The sequence below is a fragment of the Amycolatopsis kentuckyensis genome, from assembly GCF_041679295.1.
Classification (GTDB): Bacteria; Actinomycetota; Actinomycetes; order Mycobacteriales; family Pseudonocardiaceae; genus Amycolatopsis; species Amycolatopsis kentuckyensis_A.
Window position 1 is genome coordinate 434,314 of the sequence record NZ_JBGDMD010000001.1, and the last position, 18,557, is coordinate 452,870.

The window sequence follows — 18,557 nt, forward strand, 5'->3', positions numbered from 1 at the left end:
GAGCCGCCATGCCCGGACTGCCGAGTCCCATCACCGTCACATCCGCAGCCAGGAGACGCCGCGAAACCGCCGCCGCGTGGGCTTACATCTCGCCCGCCGTGCTCATCATCCTCGGCCTCGGCGTCGTCCCCGTGGCCTGGTCGCTGCTGCTGTCCTTCCAGGCCGACGACCTCGTGACGCCGAGCCGGTTCGTCGGGCTCGACAACTACGCCGCGCTCGCCCAGGACCCGCACTTCGCCCAGGCCGTCGGCAACACCGTCCTCTACACGGTGCTGTACGTCCCGCTGAGCATCCTGTTCGGCTTCCTGCTGGCCCAGGCGCTCAACCGGCGCATCCGGCTGATCGGGGTGTACCGGACGCTCGTGTTCGTCCCGTTCGTGCTGTCCGCGACGGCGCAGGGCGTGCTGTTCTCCTTCATCCTCGACCCGCAGTTCGGCGCGGCGAACTCGCTGCTGCACCACCTCGGCGTTTCCCCGCAGGGGTTCCTGACCGATCCGGCGCAGGCGCTGCTCGTGCTGGTCGGCATCACGCTGTGGAGCGGCACCGGCTTCTGCGTCGTGGTGTACCTGGCCGCGCTGCAGGACGTCCCGCCGTCGCTGGTGGAGGCCGCCCGGCTGGACGGCGCGGGCACCTGGCGCGTGCTGCGGCACGTGACGCTGCCCGCGGTGCTGCCGGTGACGGCGTTCCTGGTGCTGTGGCAGCTGATCACGTCGCTGCAGGTGTTCGACCTCGTGTACGTGACGACCAAGGGCGGCCCGCTCGGCTCCACGACGGTGATCGTCTACTTCGTCTGGGAGCAGGCGTTCAAGAACTTCACCGCCGGCTACGGCGCGGCCTCGGCGTACGTCCTGGCGCTGGGCCTGCTGGTGGTCGTCGTCGCCGTGCGCCTGGCGCGCCGCCCCCGGAAGGCACTCCGGTGACCGCCCGGATCGACAGCGTGCCCGCGCCGCGGACGCTGCCCGAGCTGCGCCGCCCGCGGCTGCCGTTCAGCGCCTGGCACCTGCTGCTGCTCCCGCTGGCGCTGGTGTTCGCCGCGCCACTGGTGTGGCTGCTGCTCAGCTCGGTGATGAGCAACGCGGAGATCAACCGGTTCCCGCCGTCGCTGTGGCCGTCCCATGTGGACTTCGCGGGCTATCGGTACGTCCTCGAGAACGCGCTTTTCGTGCGCTGGATCGGGAACTCGCTGATCGTGTCGGCGGTGACCGTCGGGTCGAACCTGCTGTTCGGCGCGCTCGGCGGGTACGCGTTCGCGCGGATGCGGTTCACCGGCTCGCGGACGCTGCTCGCCCTGATGATCGCGACGATGGCGATCCCGTTCCAGCTCACCATGATCCCGACGTTCCTGGTGATGAAGAAGCTGGGCCTGATCGACAGCCTGGGCGCGCTCATCGTGCCGTCGCTGGTCACGCCGTTCGCGGTGTTCCTGCTGCGCCAGTTCTTCCTGTCCCTGCCCCGGGAACTCGAAGAGGCCGCGTGGATCGACGGCTGCTCGCGCCTGCGCGTGCTGGTCACGATCGTGCTGCCGTTGTCGCGGCCCGCGTTGAGCACCGTGGCCGTGCTGACGTTCCTGAGCACGTGGAACGACCTGACCTGGCCGCTGATCGCGCTCAACCACGACACGGTGTACACGCTGCAGCTGGGCCTCACCACGTTCCAGGGCCAGCACCACACGAACTGGGCCGCGGTGATGGCGGGCAACGTCATCACGGTCCTGCCGGTGCTGCTCGCGTTCCTCGGCGCGCAGAAGACGTTCATCCAGTCCATCACCTCCAGCGGGCTCAAGGCCTGACCACCGGATCGGATCCCATGACTCCCAAGATCACCTTCGTCGGCGCCGGCAGCGTCGTCTTCACCCAAGGGCTGCTCGCCGACCTGTTCGCCTACCCCGAACTGGACGGCGTCCACGTCGCCCTGCACGACATCGACCCGGACCGGCTCGCGACCGCGCTGGCCGCGGCCCGGCGCATCGCCGCCGTCCGCGGGGGCAAGCCGGTGCTCACCGCGCACGCCGACCGGCGGGAAGCCCTGGCGGGCGCGGACTTCGTCGTGAACATCGTCCAGATCGGCATGGGGGAGGCGACCCGCACCGACTTCGAAGTCCCCGCGCGGTACGGCCTGCGCCAGACCATCGGCGACACCCTCGGCGTCGGCGGGATCTTCCGCGCGCTGCGGACGTTCCCGTTCCTGAAGGCGCTCGGCGAGGACATCCTCGACGTCTGCCCGGACGCGTGGCTGCTGAACTACACCAACCCGATGGCGATGAACGTCCAGTACCTCACCGAGGCGACCGGGCTGAGCAGGGTCGTCGGGCTCTGCCATTCGGTGTACTGGACCGTGCACGGGCTCGCCCAGCTGGTCGGGGTGCCGTTCGAGGAGGTCGCCTACGTCGCCGCCGGCGTCAACCACCAGGCGTGGGTGCTGCGGTTCGAGCACCGGGGGAGCGACCTGTACCCGCGGCTGGCCGAGCTGGCCGAGTCCGACGCGCAGCTGCGCCGGCGCGTCCGGTTCGACATGTTCCGGCGCCTGGGCTACTACCCGACCGAGACCAGCGAGCACTCCGCCGAGTACGTCCCCTGGTACCTCGGGCACGACAGCGAAGTCGAGCGGCTGCGGCTGCCGATCGGCGCCTACCTCGGCATCGTCGCCCAGAACGAAGCGGAGTACGAGAAGACCCGCCGCGCGATCGCCGCCGACGAGCCGCTGCCCGTCGAAGGCACGAACGAGTACGCGCCGCAGATCGTCCACAGCCTGGTCACCGGCACGCCGCGGACCGTCTACGGCAACGTCGTCAACCGCGGCCTGATCGAGAACCTGCCGGCCGGCGGCGTGGTCGAGGTGCCGTGCCTGGCCGACGGCACCGGCGTCCGGCCGACCCGGATCGGCGCGCTGCCGCCGCAGCTCGCCGCGCTCAACCGGACGTACCTGAGCATGAACGACCTGGTCGTCCGTGCGGCGATCGAGGACGACCCGCGCCACATCCGCCACGCCGCGATGACCGACCCGGCCACGGCGGCCGCGCTGCCGGTCGAGCGGATCTGGGAGCTGTGCGACGACCTGGTCCGCGCGCACGGCGAGCGCCTGCAGCCCGGCCTGCGGGCGGTCCTGGGCCGCTGACCCGCCAAGATCCTCCGCGGCACGGGTGAATCGGCGCGCCGGCCGGGCCGGGCGTAAAGTGTGAGCTCGTTTCCCGGTTCAGCCAGCAGCCGTCGTCCGGCGCCGAGCCCTCCCGGCCGGCGTTCGCCCTCAGCCTGCGGAGGTCGCCGCCCATGCTCGGTGAGCACGATGGCGACACCCCGACCTCTCCCCGGTTTTCGCTGGACGTGACCGGCGTGCGGCCGTGGTGGGCCCGCGACGAGCCGCCCGAGGTGATCGCCGGGCGCTACGAGGTCGGCGGCCTGATCGGCGCCGGCGGCACCGCCCGCGTTTACCAGGCCTTCGACCAGCGGTTGCGCCGGGACGTCGCGGTCAAGGTGTACGACCGCGGCGCGGTGGCCGTCGAGCGGCTGCGCCGGGCGCGGGAGAAGACGATCCAGGCAAGCATCGACCACCCGCGCGTCGTCGCCCTGTTCGACAGCGGCACCGACGGCGACCGGCCCTACCTGGTGATGCAGCTGGTGCACGGGGAGAACCTCGCGCAGCGCCTGCTCGCCGGGCCGCTGCCGGCCGACGAGGTGACCGAGCTGGCCGTCCGGCTGGCCGACGCGCTGGCCCACGTCCACGACCGCCGGATCGTGCACCGCGACCTCAAGCCCGCCAACGTCCTGCTCGGCGGCGACGGCCCGCTGATCACCGACTTCGGCATCGCGCACGAGCTGGAGTCGACGCACGTCACCGGGTCCGGCCTGGTCACCGGCACGGCCGCGTACCTGGCCCCGGAGCAGGTGGCCGGCGAGCGGGTCGGCCCGGCGGCCGACGTCTACGCCCTCGGCCTGATCCTGCTGGAGTGCCTGACCGCGGAGCGCGAGTACCCCGGCACCCCCGCCGAGTCGGCGACGGCGCGGCTGCACCGCCGGCCCCGCGTGCCCGCCGGGCTGCCCGCCCCGCTGGCCCGCGTCCTGGAGCGGATGACCGCGCTCGAACCCGCACGGCGTCCCACGGCCGCCGAGGTGGGGCGGCTGCTGCGGGAACCGGCCGCGCCACTCCTGGCTCCGGTGCCCGCGCGGCGCCGCCGCCGGCTGGCCGCCGCGGGTGGCCTCGCGACGGCGGCCGCGGCGGTGGTGCTCGGCGTGCTGCTGACGCGGCCGGACGCCGCGGATCCGGACGCGGGCCAGGAGCCCGGCGCCGGTTCCGTCACGCCCGGCAGTCCGGCGCAGCCCCCGCCTTCGGTGGTGGCGACGCTGCCCGCGTCGACAGTCCTGATGGGATCGCCGCAAGGCGGGTCCTCGGGCACGTCGGAACCGGCGGCCGCACCGCCGCCCGCGGCCACCACGTCCGGCGCCGCGCACAGCACGAACGCCGAGAGCGGCAAGGCCAAGGGTAAGACGCGGGGGAACGGTCCGGTGAAGGGCAAGGGCCAGACCGCCGCTCGGGGCATCTGATCAGCGAGCGGGCCCGGCAGCTTGCCATCGCGCAGCGCGAGGCAGGCCCGCACGAACCCCCGGAGCTGCCCGGATACCGGCGCCAAATCGAGGTGTGCGCGTAGGTACGCGAAAGCCGGGGCGCCACCCTCATCAGGCGACGCCCCGGCCGGACCCGGGATTACCGGGACTTGTGCTCGCTCTTGCCCTTGCCCGCGGCCGCGTGGCCGTTGGCGGTGCCGCCGTTGACCGGCTTGGACGTGGCCGGCTTCGGGGGTTCCGGCTTGGCCGGGGTCGGCGGGACCGCCTGGTCGGCCGGCGTCACCGTCTTGTCCGCCGGTACCGGCGCCGGGGCCGTCGAAGCCGAAGGAGCCGGGGTGGGCTTCTCCTCCACCAGCGGGTTCGACCTCTTCACCTTCGTCACGGCCACGACCGCCGCCGCCAGCGCGCCCAGGGCCAGCAACCACGGCCAGCGGGCCCGGCGGCCGCGCTCCCCGCGTGCCACGCTCTTCGCTTCCTGCAGCGCCACCGCCAGATCACGCTTGGCCGTCGCCACCGCCTTGCGGCGCTTGCGGTTCGACTCGTTCGCCGAGCCCGCCACCGTCGCCAGCGCCTGGGCCGCCTTGCGGCCCGGGTCGCGCAGCTTCACCGCGCGGTTCAGCACCTCGTCGCGGGCCGCGACCGAGTGCTTGCGGACGTCACGGCGCGAGGACCGGGTGCTCTTGTCGAAGTCCTTGGTCGCCGAACGGCCTACCTTCGCGAGCTCGTCCGCGCCTTCGGACAGCTTGCGGTCGGTGATCTCCACCGCCCGTGCGGCCGCGGCCGCACCCACCCGCGCCGCCTCGGCCGCGAGGTCCCGTACGCCGGCCGCCGCCGTTTTCACGGATCGCCCGACCGGAGCATCGCCCTGGCTCATGTGCTCACCTCTCACTAGTCCCGCAGGCAGGGCCTGCTCAGCCTCACACCACCGGGCTACCCGCAAACGGCCGTCCGGAACCGCCGAACCACCCGTCGGTGTCGTCAGGCCCGCACGTCGGGCAGGCTCTTGCCGCGCTGCCGGCGCCACGCGTCGCCGGTTTCGGCGTCGTCGGTGGACGTGCTCAGGTGCGCCCACTTCGCGTCCGAGTCGAGGCGGTGCCGCCACGCCTCGCGGCCGAACTCGTAGGCGTCGCTGCCCGCCAGCAGGCGCAGCGGCGGCTCGTCCAGGCCGGCGACCGTGAGCACCAGGTCGGCGACCTTCGCGGGGTCGCTGTTCGCGTGCTTCTCGAAGTCGGCCATCGCGCGGGCCGAGGCGCCGACCGTCGCCTCGTACGGCTCGCTGATCGGCGGCGTGGCCATCGACGCGCCACCCCAGTCCGTGCGCATGCCGCCCGGCTCGAGCACCGTGATCTTGATGCCCAGCGGCGCGACCTCGGCGGACAGGGCCTCGCTGAACCCGCCGACGGCCCACTTCGCCGACTGGTAAGCCGTCATCCCCGGGCTGCCGACGCGCCCGCCCACCGACGAGACCTGGATGATCCGGCCGCCGCCCTGCCGGCGCAGCACCGGGATCGCGGCCTTGGTGACGTACACCGTGCCGAGGAAGTTCGTCTCGATCTGCCGCCGGAAGACGTCGAGGGTCGTGTCCTCGAGGGACACCCGGTCACCTTGGCCGGCGTTGTTGACCACGACGTCGATCCGGCCGAACGCGGCGACCCCGGCGGCGATCGCGGCTTCGGCGGCCGCCGCGTCGGTGACGTCGAGCCGCTCGACGTGGACGCGGTCGCCGTAGCGGGCCGCGAGGTCGGCCAGGGCCCGCGGGTCCCGGGCGGTCGCGACGACGCGGTGCCCGGCGGCCAGGGCCTGTTCGGCGATCCGCCGGCCGAGCCCGCGCGACGAACCGGTCACGAAAAACACTGAACTCATGGGATGCTCCTCAGTTAACGCAATGCCTTTGCGTTAAACCGACCGTACGCCGGGCGCGAAGTTAAGTCAAAGCGCTTGCGTTATCGTGGAGGGATGTCCCAGCCCCGCCAGCGCGCCCGCTCCGACCAGGACAAAGAGGTCCGCAAGACGGCCCTGCTGACCGCCGCGCGCGAGCTCGCGGTCGACCGCGGCGTGCGCGAGGTCACGCTCACCGAGGTCACCAGCCGCGTCGGCCTGCACCCGTCGGCGCTGCGGCGGTACTTCGAATCCCGCGAAGAGCTCCTGCTCGAACTGGCCGAGCAGGGCTGGTCCGAATGGCGCGACCGGCTGCTCGCCGACCTCGGCGGCCGCCACCTCACCGCGGCCGGGATCGCCGACGTGGTCGCCGGCTCCCTCGACGCCCTCCCCCTGTTCTGCGACCTGCAAACGCACGTCGGCCTGAGCCTGGAGGGCGCGGTCCGGCTGGAGCGGGCGCGCCGGTACAAGACCGCGGCCTCGGCGTCGTTCGACGCGATGACGGCCGCCCTCGCCGAAGCCGGCGCCGAAGCCGGTCTGGACGCCGAGGGCGCCCGCACGATCCTGACGGCGGCGATGAGCTGCGCGGCGTACCTGTTCCAGCTGTCGCGGCCGTCGCCGACCCTGCGCCGGCTCTACGACGAGGTGCCGCGGTGGGCGCACAGCGCGCTGCGGTTCCGCGAACAGCTGACGACGCTGCTGCGCGCGGTCGCCCTGGGGGTGACGCGGGAGTCGTGACCGGGACCGGTTGCGGGCTGACGCTGCCTACCGCGGACCGGGCTCCGGCAGCAGGACCGCCCGTTCCCGGATCCGGTCCACCAGACGCGCCTGCGCGAGGATCGCCGGGCCTTCCAGATCCGACGGCACGCCCTCTCGGACGCGCGCCACGAACCGGCTCACCACGGCCGCGAACTGGTCGTCGGGTGGCAGAACCCGCTCCTCGACCCCGTTGCCGCTCTCGATCCGGATCACTGGCGCGTGGCCGGCCGGTGGCGTGTACGCCCACAGCACCGTGATGCGGCCCTCGGAGCCGGTCAGTTCGTAGCGGGAGCGGTACCCGTGGCGCATGCCGAACGTCAGCTGCGCCGTCCGGCCCGCCGGTCCGGTCAGCAACGCGGACCCGCCGACGTCGACGCGCAACCGGGCATCGATGTTCAGTGTCGCTCCGGCGGCTTCGCTGTCCTCGCCGAGGAAATCCAGTGCCGTGCGGATCGGGTACACGCCGATGTCCAGCAGCGCGCCGCCGCCTGCCCGCGGGTCGTAGCGCATGTCGTCCGGTGGGGGTGCGGGAATCGTGAACTCCGCCGTCAGCGAGCGGACCGTGCCGATCGTTCCCGCGGCCGCCACCTCGCGCACCGTGGCGTGCTGGGAGTGGCAGCGGAACATGAAGTTCTCGACCAGCGTCAGCCCGCGCCCGGCCGCGAGTGACACCAGGTGTTCCGCTTCCTTCGCCGTGGTGGCCAAGGGTTTCTCGGCGAGGACGTGCAGATCCGCCTCGAGCGCGCGCTCGACCCAGTCCGCGTGCCGGGCCGCGGGGAGCGGGACGTACACCGCGTCGAGGTCGCCTCGGGCCAGCAGGCGGTCGTAGCCGGTCACGGCCTCGCCGCCGAACCGGGCCGCGAACCGCGCAGCCTTCTCCGGTGCCCGGCTGGCCAGCGCCACCACCGTGACGTCGGGGTGGCGCGTCAACGCCGGCAGCATCCGGCGCCAGGCGATGCTCGCGCACCCCAGGACGCCGACGCGCAGCAGGCTCATTCCGGTGCCTCTCCACGGAGGGAAGCGGCCGGTCGACCGCTGGGGGTGGGGCCGACCGGCCGCGAGCCGTCAGCCGAACGAAATCACCGCCGAGGCGACTTCGCTGTAGGACTCGTTGGCCGCGCCCACGAAACAGCCGTTGGCGACCGTGGTGCAGTCCACCGGCCCGGACGCCGTCGTCAGGACCTTGTGCACCACGAACGACGTCGACACCGCTCCCGAGGCGTCGGTGGTCGTCGACTGGCTGCCCGTGTCGCACACCGGGCCCGTGGTGCCGCCGGCGCACTCCCAGATCGTCACCGTCTCGTTCGCCGTGTAGCCGGTGGCCGACACCGCCACCGACGCTCCGTCGGCCAGGCCCTCGGCCGGGGACACCGTCACGCTCGGTGCTTCCGGTGCCGCGTCGGCCACCGTGCTGCCCGCGATGACGGCGGCGAACGCCGCCGCGGTTGCCGCGAAGAACCGCACCTTGGTGATTTTGGACATGCAGGAACACTCCGAATCATCGAGGGAAAGTGCCGGTCGGGAACCATGCGGCCGGGGTGGCCGTGATCGTTTGACCGTGTCTCCGATACTAGGAGAAAAGTTCACAACATGGCAAGCGAGAAGTATCAACTGCGTGTTTTCTGCCGGTGTCCGGCGAGGATCAGGCCGTCGGCACGGCCTTGATCGGCTTGGCGCCGATGTGCTGCCAGTCCTGCCGCTTCGCCCACTCCTCGAACGTGTGCCAGCCGACGTCGGGGAAGTCGGCGCGCAGCGCGGCGACGTCGGCGGCGAACCCGACCCGGTCGATGTACTTGAACATCGCGCTGAGGTCCGGGCCGAGGAACGGCGCGTCCGGCGAAATCGCCGCGTAGCGGACGGGTTCGCCGATGATCTGTTCCAGGACTGCGGCGGCGGACGCGCCGGTCAGGTCGTCACCGGCGATGTCGAACCGCTCGCCGAGCACGCCGTCCCGGTGTTCCACCGCGTGGCGCACGAAGCCGGCGATGTCGGCCACGGCGATCTGCTGCAGCGCCCGCGCCGCGGGCATCGGCGTCGGCAGGAGCCAGCCGTCTTCGGTCCGCCGCAGGCCGAAGAACCGGTTCTCCATGAAGAACGCCGGCGCGACGACCGTGTGCGGCACGCGGTGCTCCCGCAGGTACCGCTCGATCGCCGCCTTGCTGTCGAAGTGCGGGACGCCGGTGTCGCGATCGGCGCTCGCCGCCGACGTGTAGACGATGTGCCCCACCTTCGCGCGCCGCAGCCCGTCGATCGCGCCGACGCCGGCGGTGATCTCGAAATCCGTTCCCGCGTCGAAGGAATCCGAGAGCAGGAACGCCGCGTCGGCGCCGTGCGCGGCCTCTTCGATCGACGCGGCGACGGCGAGGTCGCCGGGCACCACCTCGGCGCCGAGGGCGGCCAGCTCGACCGCGGCCGGCGAATCCGGCTTGCGCGTGAGCGCCCGGACGACGTGCCCGCGCCCGAGCAGTTCGCGGGCGACCGCGCCACCCTGCTGACCGGTCGCGCCCACCACGAGGACGTCGAGACTCATACCGGAACCTCCTGGGTCACGGGCGACACCCGGCCGGCTCGCCGGGTGCGCAGGCTTCGGCTGAGCCACACCAGGCCCGCCATGCTGTAGACCGCGTCGGCCGGCGCCACCAGCGCGGACGCCGCGACCAGCACCGGGTGCCGCAGCCCGGCGTCCACCAGCCCGCCGATGCGGTCCCGGACCTGCTTCGGCGTACCCGCGACCACCCGGCTCGCGACGAGCTCGTCGGGAGCCGCGCGGATGGCGTCCTCCACCTGGGCCCGGCTGTACCGGTGCGGCAGCAGGTCCATCGCCCCGCGGAAGTCCGGGCCGAGGGGGTGCTCGGCCCCGAACGCGCGCCACGCGCTCGCGTCGGCGAGCAAGGCGAGGTACCGCACGGACTTGGCGCGCAGCAGCCGCCGCACGTGCCGCTCGTCCCGGCCGAGCACCACGGTCAGCACCTGCGCCGCCTGGATCGCTTCGGGGTCGCGCCCGGCCCGCTTCGCCGCGCCCTGGACCTCGCGCAGCCGCCGCCCGTACTCGTCCGGGTCGACCGGCTCCCACGGGTACCAGCCGTCGGCGTACCGGCCGGTCAGCTCGAGCATCCGCGGGCCGTGCGCGGCCAGCCAGATCTCGGGCCGGCGGCCCTTCGGCGCCCGCAGGTCGAGCACCGCCTGGTCGAGCCGGAAGAACTCGCCCGCGAAGTCGAACGGCTCGGTGGCATCGAAGCACTGCCGGATGATCTGCACCGCCTCGGCCAGCCGGGCCACCGGCCGGTCGTGGGAAACGCCGTAGGGGTCGAGGTTCTCCCGTTCCCCGGCGCCGAGGCCGAGGATCGGCGGCTTGCGCGTGAAGTGCGACAAGGTCAGGAACGTCTGCGCGAGGCTCACCGGGTGGCGGCGGTGCGGATCGGTCACCCCGACGGCGAGCCGCACGTTGCCGGCCTTGGCCGCCAGGTGCCCGAGGGCCGCGGCGAAGTCGAACGCCTCGTCCGGGGTGGGCGAGCCCTTGGCCAGGAACGTGAAATCGGTGTCCCAGACGCTGCGGGGGAACGGGCTCACCAGGTGGTCGACCGTCCACAGTGAACCCATGCCCGCCAGCTTCGCCAGGTTCAGGTGGCCGACCCCCGCCGCGACCGGCGCGCTGGTGGCCCAGACGATCCCGGGCGACACGGAGCGGCTCATCGCGGCTTCGCCTCCAGGACCCAGTTGGGCGGCGTCGCGCGGGTCGTGGTGGCCAGCTCGAACCCGCTGGTGTGGAACAGCGCCCGCCACTCGGCCTCGGTCCGCTCCCGGCCACCGAGGTTGACGAGCATCTCGATGTCCATCAGCTTGCTGAAGTCGAACGTGTTGAGCTCGGGCACGGTGGCCTCGAACAGGATCACGCGCGCGTCCGCGTGGTCGCCGATGCGCCGCCGGATGTTGCCGAGGATCGCGACGCACTCGTCGTCGGTCCAGTCGTGCAGGACGCTCTTCAGGACGTAGGCGTCCGCCACCGGCACGTCGGCGAAGAAATCACCGGGGGTGCGCGTGACCCGGTCCTGCACGCCGTTGCGTTCGAGCACCGGGTCCGCGCCGGCGAGCACCTCGGGCCGGTCGAACAGGATGCCCCGGACGCCCGGGTGGGCGCGCAGCACCGCGGACAGCATGTGCCCGTGCCCGCCGCCGATGTCGGCGACGACGCCGAACCGGCCGAAGTCGCCGAGCCCGCTCAGCTCCTCGGCGGCCGCTTCGCTGAAGGCCGTCATCGCGCCGTTGAAGACCTCCGCCAGGTGCGGGTGCGCCGCGTAGAAGTCGAACGACTGCATGCCGTGCACCTTCCGGAACGCCTGCTCGCCGGTGCGGACCGTGTCCACCATCGACGCGTAGGACTGCAGGCGGCAGGCGTGGCCGACGTGCCGCGCGAAGTTGCGCAGGCTGCCGGGGGTGTCGCTGCGCAGGCAGTCGGCGTCCGGGGTCAGCTCGAACCGGCCGTCGGGCCGCTCGGCGAACACCCCGAGCGAGGCCGCCGCGCGCAGCACGCGGTACAGCGCGTCGGGGTCGGTTTCGGTGGCCGTGGCGATCTCGGCGACCGTGCGGGGGCCGTCGACCAGGTGGTCGGCGACGCCGATCTCGGCGAGCACGTTGATCGAGTGCGACAGCCACTGCGCGGTGACGAGCATGATCACGCGGACGCGGGGCGGCAGCACGGCCAGGTTCGGGAAGCCCGCCCCGGCGGTCGGCGGGGCGATCACTTCACTGGTCACGAGGTGTCCTCTCATCGGATGGGCTGGGGTGGGTCAGGACGCCGGCCGGGTCAGCACCGCGGCGGACTGGAAGCCGCCGAAGCCGCTGCCGACGCTGAGCACGACGTCCATGGGGTGTTCGCGGGCGTGCACCGGGACGTAGTCGAGGTCGCACTCGGGGTCCGGGGTGCTCAGGTTGGCGGTCGGCGGGACCACCTGGTGCTCCAGCGCCAGCGCGCAGGCGGCGAGCTCGATCGAGCCGATGGCGCCGAGGGAGTGGCCGACCATGGACTTGATGGAGCTCACCGGCACCGCGCGGGCGTGCTCGCCCAGGCTCCGCTTGAACGCCGCGGTTTCGTGCCGGTCGTTCTGCTTGGTACCCGACCCGTGCGCGTTGATGTAGTCCACTTCGGACGGATCGAGCCGGGCCTGCTCGAGCGCCCGGTCGATCGCTTCCCCCATCTCGCGGCCGTCCGGCCGGAGCCCGGTCATGTGGAAGGCGTTGCTGCGCGCCGCGTACCCGGCGAACTCGGCGTAGATGTGCGCCCCGCGGTCCCGCGCGGCGGACAGCTCTTCGAGGAGCAGCACGGCCGCGCCCTCCCCGATGACGAAGCCGTCCCGTTCGCGGTCGAACGGCCGGGACGCGTGCCGGGGGTCGGCGTTGTTCGCCGAGGTCGCCCGGATCGCGTCGAAGCACGCGACGGTGATCGGCGAGATCGGCGCGTCGGTGGCGCCGGCCAGGACGACGTCGGCCGACCCCTCCCGGATCAGCGCCGCGCCGTGGGCGACGGCGTCGATGCCGGACGTGCAGCCGGTGGAGATGACCGCCGCGGGCCCTTCGGCGTTCGCCGCCCAGGCGACCTCGGTGGCCAGCGTGCTGGGCACCATGAAGCTGTACAGGTGCGGCACGACGTAGTCCTCGTCGACCTCCCAGTGCTTGCCGTGGTCGCTGAGCACCACGTACTCCCGCTCCAGCGCGGTCGTCGCGCCGACGGCACTGCCGACGCTGACGCCGACGCGCTCGGGCGGGATCGCCCCGAAGTCGAGGCCGCTGTCGGCGATCGCCTCCCGGGTGCTGGTGACGACGAACTGGGCGGCCCGGTCCATCCGGCGGATTTCGCGTTCGCTCAGCCCGTTCGCGACGGGGGAGAAGTCGACCTGCGCCGAGATCTGCGACCGGAACCCACTGGGGTCGAACAACGTGATGCGGTCGGTGGCGGTTCGCCCGTTCGACAGCAGGTCCCAGAACTCCTTCTTCCGGATCCCGCCCGGGGCGACGACGCCGATGCCGGTGACGGCGACCCGGCGGCCCTGTGCCGGCAGTACCATGAGCTTCCTCTCCGAGAACGGTGGTCCTACGCGTCGGCGCGGTGTTCGGACACGACCTGGTAGATCGCGAACGGCTTGGCGCGGGTGCCGTCCTGGTGGTCCCGCAGCGGGGCGGTCGACGCGCGGTGGTCCGGGCCGCGCTCCCAGGCGTCGAACTCCTCGAGGCTGGCCCACTCGCTGAGCACCGCCAGCTCCGCCGGGTCGTGCGGCGACCGCAGGAGCTCGTTGCCGAGCAGGCCCGGCGTCCCGGCCAGGGTCCCGCTGATCCGGTGGTACGCCCGCTCGATCGGCTCGCTGTCGGCGCCGCGCAGGTAGAGCAGCACGCGCACCCGGCTCATCGGGCCGCGCCGGCGGCCTGCAGCGCGTGCACCACCGTCGTCGTCTCCATCGACCCGCCCGTGCGGAACGGGTGCAGCTTCACCCGGTGCTCCAGGTGGTCGGCGCTCGTTTCGAACTCGCGGAACGCCGGCTCGCTCGTCCAGTCGCTGATGACGAAGTAGACCGGTGCGCCGTCCTGCGTGCTGCGCAGCAGCCACTGCCCGAGGTTGGCGGGGTGCCCGGTGATCACGTCGGCGATGTCGAGCCAGGTCTTTTCGAACTCCGGCTCGGCACCCTCCTTGATCTCGAACCGGAGGATCACCCGGAAGGTCTCCGGCGCCCCCATCACATGCCCCCGTCGACGGTGACGACCGCGCCGTTGACGAACCCGGCGGCGTCGCTCGCCAGGAAGGCGACGACCGCGCCGACGTCGGCCGGGTCGCCGAGCCGGCCCAGCGGGATCCGCTTGCGGTAGCCCTCCAGGCGCTCTTCGACGGCCGCGCGTTCGTGGTCGGTGGCCCGCTCGGCCATCTCGGTCGCGATGATCCCGGGGGCGACCAGGTTGACGCGCACGCCCTGCGCGCCCAGTTCCTTCGCCAGCGACTTGGTGAGGCCGGTGAGCCCGGCCTTCGCGGCCGTGTAGTGGGCGCGCAGCGGAACGCCGATCTCGGCGACCTTCGACCCGATGTTGATGATCGTGGAGCCCGGCCGCAGGTGCGTCATCGCGCGCTGCGCCAGCAGGTACGCGGCGGTCAGGTTGGTGTCGAGCACCCGGTTCCAGTCCGCCACTTCGAGCTTGACGAACGGGATGTGGCTGATCGCGCCCGCGTTGTGCACGAGGACGTCGAGCCCGCCGAGGCGCTCGCCGCACACCTCGATCAGCCGGTCGATCTCGGTTTCCTGGGCGATGTCCGCCTGCACGACGTGGTGGTTGCCGTCCCGTTCGGACAGTTCGGCTTCGAGGGCCTTCGCCGCGTCGGTGTCGCTGTGGTAGCAGGTGACGACGTCGGCGCCGCCGTCCGCCATGGCGAGCACCACGCCGCGGCCGATGCCGCGGGTCCCGCCGGTGACGAGAACGCGTTTCCTGGCAAGGGAAAGTGCCATGGTCTTCCTCCCTGGGATGAGTCGGGTGGGTGGGGTCAGCCGGCGGCCGCTTCGACCTTGTCCTTGATCAGCTTCAGCTGGCCGGCGGAGTTGGTGTTCAGCCGGTCGGTCATGCCCGCGTCGTCCAGCGGCGCGCCCGGCTTCATCTCGAAGTCCTGGACCCAGCGCATGCGGACGCGGCCGCCGAGGTCTTCGTACTCCCAGAACAGGGACATGTACTTGAAGACACCGGTGTCGACGCGGTGCGCGCGCACGGTCCGGGTGGCCGGGTCGGGGGTCCGCTCGGACACCCAGCTCCAGGTCTTGCCGTTCTCGTCCGGGTGCAGCGAAAGCCGGAACCGCACGGTGTCGCCGCGCTGCTCCAGGATGACGGCTTCGGCGTACTCGCTGAACAGCTGCGGCCAGCCGGCGACGTCGTTGGTCATCCGCCACACCCGGTCGAACGGGGCGTCGATCACGATCTCGTTGTCGGTGTGCCCGGCCACGCCTAGACCACCTCCACGAGGTTGCTGTTGACGTAGGCGACCAGGTCGTCGGGACGCAGGAGCAGGGTCGCGGAGTCCTCGGGGAAGGAGATCCCCAGTTCCTGCTTGACGCGCGCCTGGATCTCCAGCATCGCCAGCGAGTCGAAGCCGAGGTCGGTGAACTCGGTGGCGCCGATGTCCCCGCCGAGGTCGACCCCGTCGTCGGCGCCGCCGGTGGCGTCCATGATCCTTCTCAGACTGTCCAAAGTGAACACTGCCTGTCTCCCTTCTCGGTCAACCGATTCCGCACTGGCGCACGACCATCGCGGAGTTGAAGCCGCCGTGGCCGCGGGCGAGCACCAGCGCGATCCGCACCCGCGCCTCCCGCGGTTCGTCGAGCACCAGGTCGAGGTGGTGGCCGGCGTCCGGGCGGACGCCGACGGTCGGCGGGACCACCGAGTCCCGGATCGCCAGCAACGCGAACGCGACGTCGAGCGCCGCGCCGCCCGCGAGCAGCCGGCCGGTCATCGTCTTGGGCGCGGTCACCGGGACGCCTGCCGGCCCGAAGACCGCGGCGATCGCGGCGGCCTCGTCGCGGTCGAGCGCCGGGGTCCCCGCGGCGTCCGCGAAGACGACGTCGACCTCGCCGGGAGCCACCCCCGCGTCCTCCAGCGCCGCCAGCGCCGCGCGGCGCAGCCCGGGCGGCCGCGGCGAACCCGGTGGCGGGTCGAAGGTCGCGGCGTACCCGGCGATCTCGCCGTAGCGCCGCGGCGCGCCCCGGTCCACCGCGGCCGCGTTGTCCTCCACGACGGCGATGGCCCCGCCTTCGCCGACGACGTGCCCGCATGCGTCGGCGTCGAACGGCAGGTACGCGCGGCCGGGGTCGGCGCGCGTCGACATCCGCCCGGTGGCGGTCTGCGCGACCAGTCCGTACGGGCACAGCGAGGCGTCGGTGCCGCCGGTGACGATCACCGGGGTGCCCGCCCGGAGCAGGCGCCGGGCCTGGCCGATGGCGTCGAGCCCGCCGGCCTGCTCGGTGGCGACCACCCCGCACGGACCGCGCATCCCGTGCCGGATCGAGACCTGGCCGGTGGTGGCGGCGTAGAACCACGCGATCGACTGGTACGCCCCGACGAACTCGGGGCCCTTCTCCCACAGGCGCTGGATCTCCCGCTGGCCGAACTCGTTCCCGCCGGACGAGCTCGCGGTGACCACCGCCATCTCGTACTCGCCGAGCGCCGCGGGGTCGACGGCCGCGTCGGCGAGCGCGCTCTCGGCGCAGACCAGGCCGTGCTGGGTCCACTTGTCGGTCTGCACGATCAGGCCGCGCGGGACGCGGTCGACGGCGTGGAAGCCGGCCAGCTCCCCGGCCACCGTGACCGAGTACCGGGACGCGTCGAACCCGGAGATCGGCCGGATGCCGGTCTTCCCGGCCAGGGTGGCGGCCCAGCACTCCTCGACGCCCATCCCGTTGGGCGCGAGGACGCCGAGGCCGGTCACCACGGCGGTGGTCACCGGCGCTCCGCGGCCGCGACCGGCCCGCCGACGTCCATGCCGGCCTCGGCGGGATTGGCCGGCGCTTCGGTGTCCACGTGCCCGAGTTCGGGCCGCGGGGCGAGCGGGCACAGGTGGAACACCGCGAACGCGGCTTCGGTGCCGCGGTTCTCCAGCCGGTGGCGCACGTCCTTGGGCACCAGGACGGCCTCGTCCGCACCGAGTTCGACCGGCTCGTCGTCCAGCGTCAGCACGAGCGTGCCGCGGACGACGTAGAGGTACTCCTCGGAGTACGGGTGGTAGTGCTCCGTCACGGACTCGCCCGGCAGCAGCGTGACGCCGCCCATGAACCCGGTGGTCGACTGCACCGTCTTCGGGCTGAGCAGGACCCGCAGGTCACCGCCCCGCCGCCGGTTGGCGGGCACGTCGCCGAGCGCGATCTTCTGCGTCACGTGGCACTCCAGCTGTAGAAGGTCTCGGCCATGGCGTCCTTCGGTTCGCGCCAGCCGGGGTCGTACGGGCTGATGAACTCCCCGAGCCGCTCGTTGATGTCCTTGTAGAGCGGGTGGGACCGGGCCCGGTACAGGTCCCGGGTGATGTCTTCGTCGGCTTCGACGAGGTGGAAGTAGAGCCCGTGGAAGCGGAAGAGGGTCCGGCGGCTCACGCCGATCAGGTGCGGCAGCTCGGACGCGTCCGAATCGGCGAAGATCCGGGCGACGTCCGCGCTGTCGTCCGCACCCATGCGGGCCACGATCAGTGTTCTCTGCACGCGCACCTCCGAAGGTGGTCTCGTTGTCGGACAGGGGTTTCAGACGCGCGCGGGCAGGATTTCGCCCGCGGGGGAGTCGTGCATCGCCAGCTGGGACAGGCAGCGCATCGCGAGCCGGCCGACGACGTCCGGGTAGGACTCTTCGGTCGGCCGCAGCGTCCCGCCGGACAGCGCGGCCAGCAGCCGGGTTTCGTGCGCGAAGGCCGTCGCGTCCCCGGCCACCGCGCGCGCGACGTCCCGCAGCTCGCCGGTGTGCTGCCACAGCCGCACGACGGACTCGTCGTTGCGGTACCAGCGTTCGGCCAGCAGCGCGGGACCGTCCGGGTGCCCGGGCTCCGCCCAGATCGGCACCCGGCTCTCCAGCGCGAAGTCCGCGTGGGCGGGACCCGGGTGGCGGAACCGCATCACCGTGATGCGCGCGAGCCGGTCCGGCGTCGTCGACCCGCCGCAGTCGGCCATCAGGCTGTTTTCGAAGTACCGGAGGAAACCCTGCTCGGTCTGGGTGTCCCGCGGCTCGGCGAGGAACGGGCTCAGCCGCTGCTCGGCGAACTTCACCGTGGTCTGCCGGGACATGTGCCGGGCGACGTCGCCGAGCTCACCCTGGTACTGGATGATCCGGACCATGCTGTCGTCCCCGATGAACAACCCGGTGGCGGGGATCAGGCCGACCTCGTTCCCGTCCGCGTCGTAGACGACCGGCGAGCCGGTCCGCTTGAACCCCGTGGCCGAGAAGATCTCGGCGATCTTGGCCTCGGTGTCCGGGCGGATGTTGTAACTGATGGCGGCAAACGACACTTTCCTACCTTTCTCACTCGGTGCACCGGTCAGGTCAGATTCCGCGTGATGCCGGCCCACGCGCTCAGCTCGACGTCGGTCAGCGGCGCGGGTTCCGGCGGGGAACCGGGGTCCGGTCCGCCCGGTCCGCCCGGTTCGGCCGGGACGAGCGGGGCGACGTAGAAGTTGAAGGCGGCGCCCACCGAAGCCAGTGCCGCCAGGGTGTACCGGCCGAGCGCGCGCAGGCGGCGGCGCGACTGTCCACTCCGGACGAAACGACGACCCGGCATCCGGCCCTCACCTTCCTTTCTCCCCGGCACCCTCAGCCAACCCCGGGCGGCTTCGGACGACCACGTGCTTGTACCTGCAGGAACAC

The 18,557-nt window shown here is 72.5% G+C and carries 23 protein-coding genes; 5 read left to right on the top strand and 18 right to left on the bottom strand.

Annotation, left to right across the window (positions count from 1 at the left end):
* The first annotated feature begins 8 nt into the window (after positions 1-8).
* The 4 genes from ACERZO_RS01920 (at position 9) to ACERZO_RS01935 (ending at position 4,538) form a co-directional block, all read left to right on the top strand.
* On the top strand, positions 9-920 hold the full coding sequence (locus tag ACERZO_RS01920) for a carbohydrate ABC transporter permease (protein WP_372660652.1): 912 nt from the start codon (positions 9-11) through the stop codon (positions 918-920).
* A complete protein-coding gene (locus ACERZO_RS01925; protein ID WP_372660654.1) occupies positions 917-1,789 on the top strand; it encodes a carbohydrate ABC transporter permease in 873 nt (290 codons plus the stop codon). The genes ACERZO_RS01920 and ACERZO_RS01925 overlap by 4 nt, the downstream gene beginning before the upstream one ends.
* Positions 1,790-1,806: 17 nt before the next feature.
* Entirely contained in the window at positions 1,807-3,114 is a 1,308-nt protein-coding gene (locus tag ACERZO_RS01930) for an alpha-glucosidase/alpha-galactosidase (protein ID WP_372660658.1), read from the top strand.
* Positions 3,115-3,266: 152 nt separating this feature from the next.
* Complete coding sequence (locus ACERZO_RS01935) at positions 3,267-4,538, top strand: serine/threonine-protein kinase (protein ID WP_372660661.1); 1,272 nt, start codon at positions 3,267-3,269, stop codon at positions 4,536-4,538.
* A gap of 160 nt (positions 4,539-4,698) precedes the next feature.
* Here ACERZO_RS01935 and ACERZO_RS01940 read toward each other — a convergent pair whose 3' ends face one another.
* Together ACERZO_RS01940 and ACERZO_RS01945 are read right to left on the bottom strand one after the other, a co-directional pair.
* Positions 4,699-5,433, bottom strand: a complete 735-nt coding sequence (locus tag ACERZO_RS01940; RefSeq protein WP_372660664.1) for a hypothetical protein — start codon at positions 5,431-5,433, stop codon at positions 4,699-4,701.
* Between the two features lie 104 nt (positions 5,434-5,537).
* The gene (locus ACERZO_RS01945; RefSeq protein ID WP_372660667.1) at positions 5,538-6,422 is read right to left on the bottom strand and encodes an SDR family NAD(P)-dependent oxidoreductase; all 885 of its coding nucleotides are present in this window, start codon (positions 6,420-6,422) and stop codon (positions 5,538-5,540) included.
* Between the two features lie 93 nt (positions 6,423-6,515).
* Between ACERZO_RS01945 and ACERZO_RS01950 the strand changes: the two genes are divergently transcribed.
* On the top strand, positions 6,516-7,175 hold the full coding sequence (locus ACERZO_RS01950) for a TetR family transcriptional regulator (protein WP_372660670.1): 660 nt from the start codon (positions 6,516-6,518) through the stop codon (positions 7,173-7,175).
* 27 nt (positions 7,176-7,202) lie between these two features.
* Here the strand turns inward: ACERZO_RS01950 and ACERZO_RS01955 are convergent, their stop codons facing one another.
* The 16 genes from ACERZO_RS01955 to ACERZO_RS02030 all read right to left on the bottom strand — a co-directional run bounded on the left by ACERZO_RS01955 (position 7,203) and on the right by ACERZO_RS02030 (position 18,471).
* Positions 7,203-8,192, bottom strand: coding sequence for a Gfo/Idh/MocA family protein (locus ACERZO_RS01955; protein WP_372660673.1), 990 nt, complete (start codon positions 8,190-8,192; stop codon positions 7,203-7,205).
* A gap of 69 nt (positions 8,193-8,261) precedes the next feature.
* A complete protein-coding gene (locus tag ACERZO_RS01960; protein ID WP_372660676.1) occupies positions 8,262-8,678 on the bottom strand; it encodes an enediyne antibiotic chromoprotein in 417 nt (138 codons plus the stop codon).
* 160 nt (positions 8,679-8,838) lie between these two features.
* Positions 8,839-9,726 (bottom strand): NmrA/HSCARG family protein, encoded by an 888-nt coding sequence (locus ACERZO_RS01965; RefSeq protein ID WP_372660679.1) that lies wholly within the window; start codon positions 9,724-9,726, stop codon positions 8,839-8,841.
* A complete protein-coding gene (locus ACERZO_RS01970) occupies positions 9,723-10,889 on the bottom strand; it encodes an LLM class flavin-dependent oxidoreductase (protein WP_372660681.1) in 1,167 nt (388 codons plus the stop codon). The genes ACERZO_RS01965 and ACERZO_RS01970 overlap by 4 nt, the downstream gene beginning before the upstream one ends.
* A complete protein-coding gene (locus tag ACERZO_RS01975) occupies positions 10,886-11,950 on the bottom strand; it encodes a methyltransferase (RefSeq protein ID WP_372660684.1) in 1,065 nt (354 codons plus the stop codon). Before ACERZO_RS01975 ends, ACERZO_RS01970 begins: the two co-directional genes overlap by 4 nt.
* Positions 11,951-11,983: 33 nt before the next feature.
* Positions 11,984-13,258: a beta-ketoacyl-[acyl-carrier-protein] synthase family protein gene (locus ACERZO_RS01980; RefSeq protein ID WP_372660687.1), complete on the bottom strand. Its 1,275-nt coding sequence runs from the start codon at positions 13,256-13,258 to the stop codon at positions 11,984-11,986.
* Between the two features lie 26 nt (positions 13,259-13,284).
* Positions 13,285-13,596: an antibiotic biosynthesis monooxygenase family protein gene (locus ACERZO_RS01985; RefSeq protein WP_372660690.1), complete on the bottom strand. Its 312-nt coding sequence runs from the start codon at positions 13,594-13,596 to the stop codon at positions 13,285-13,287.
* Positions 13,593-13,922, bottom strand: coding sequence for an antibiotic biosynthesis monooxygenase family protein (locus ACERZO_RS01990; protein WP_372660693.1), 330 nt, complete (start codon positions 13,920-13,922; stop codon positions 13,593-13,595). The genes ACERZO_RS01985 and ACERZO_RS01990 overlap by 4 nt, the downstream gene beginning before the upstream one ends.
* Positions 13,922-14,680 (bottom strand): SDR family NAD(P)-dependent oxidoreductase, encoded by a 759-nt coding sequence (locus tag ACERZO_RS01995; RefSeq protein ID WP_372660696.1) that lies wholly within the window; start codon positions 14,678-14,680, stop codon positions 13,922-13,924. Before ACERZO_RS01995 ends, ACERZO_RS01990 begins: the two co-directional genes overlap by 1 nt.
* A 35-nt stretch (positions 14,681-14,715) precedes the next feature.
* Positions 14,716-15,165 carry an SRPBCC family protein gene (locus ACERZO_RS02000; RefSeq protein ID WP_372660699.1) on the bottom strand — a complete coding sequence of 150 codons (450 nt, stop codon included), beginning with the start codon at positions 15,163-15,165 and terminating at the stop codon, positions 14,716-14,718.
* Positions 15,166-15,167: 2 nt separating this feature from the next.
* Positions 15,168-15,389, bottom strand: coding sequence for an acyl carrier protein (locus ACERZO_RS02005; RefSeq protein WP_155545791.1), 222 nt, complete (start codon positions 15,387-15,389; stop codon positions 15,168-15,170).
* Between the two features lie 49 nt (positions 15,390-15,438).
* Positions 15,439-16,659: a ketosynthase chain-length factor gene (locus ACERZO_RS02010; RefSeq protein ID WP_372660702.1), complete on the bottom strand. Its 1,221-nt coding sequence runs from the start codon at positions 16,657-16,659 to the stop codon at positions 15,439-15,441.
* Positions 16,656-17,090, bottom strand: coding sequence for a cupin domain-containing protein (locus ACERZO_RS02015; RefSeq protein ID WP_372660705.1), 435 nt, complete (start codon positions 17,088-17,090; stop codon positions 16,656-16,658). Before ACERZO_RS02015 ends, ACERZO_RS02010 begins: the two co-directional genes overlap by 4 nt.
* Complete coding sequence (locus ACERZO_RS02020; RefSeq protein ID WP_372660708.1) at positions 17,087-17,407, bottom strand: TcmI family type II polyketide cyclase; 321 nt, start codon at positions 17,405-17,407, stop codon at positions 17,087-17,089. Before ACERZO_RS02020 ends, ACERZO_RS02015 begins: the two co-directional genes overlap by 4 nt.
* Before the next feature lie 39 nt (positions 17,408-17,446).
* Positions 17,447-18,202 carry a SchA/CurD-like domain-containing protein gene (locus ACERZO_RS02025; protein WP_372660711.1) on the bottom strand — a complete coding sequence of 252 codons (756 nt, stop codon included), beginning with the start codon at positions 18,200-18,202 and terminating at the stop codon, positions 17,447-17,449.
* A 29-nt stretch (positions 18,203-18,231) separates the two neighbouring features.
* On the bottom strand, positions 18,232-18,471 hold the full coding sequence (locus ACERZO_RS02030; protein WP_372660714.1) for a hypothetical protein: 240 nt from the start codon (positions 18,469-18,471) through the stop codon (positions 18,232-18,234).
* Positions 18,472-18,557: the final 86 nt, after the last annotated feature.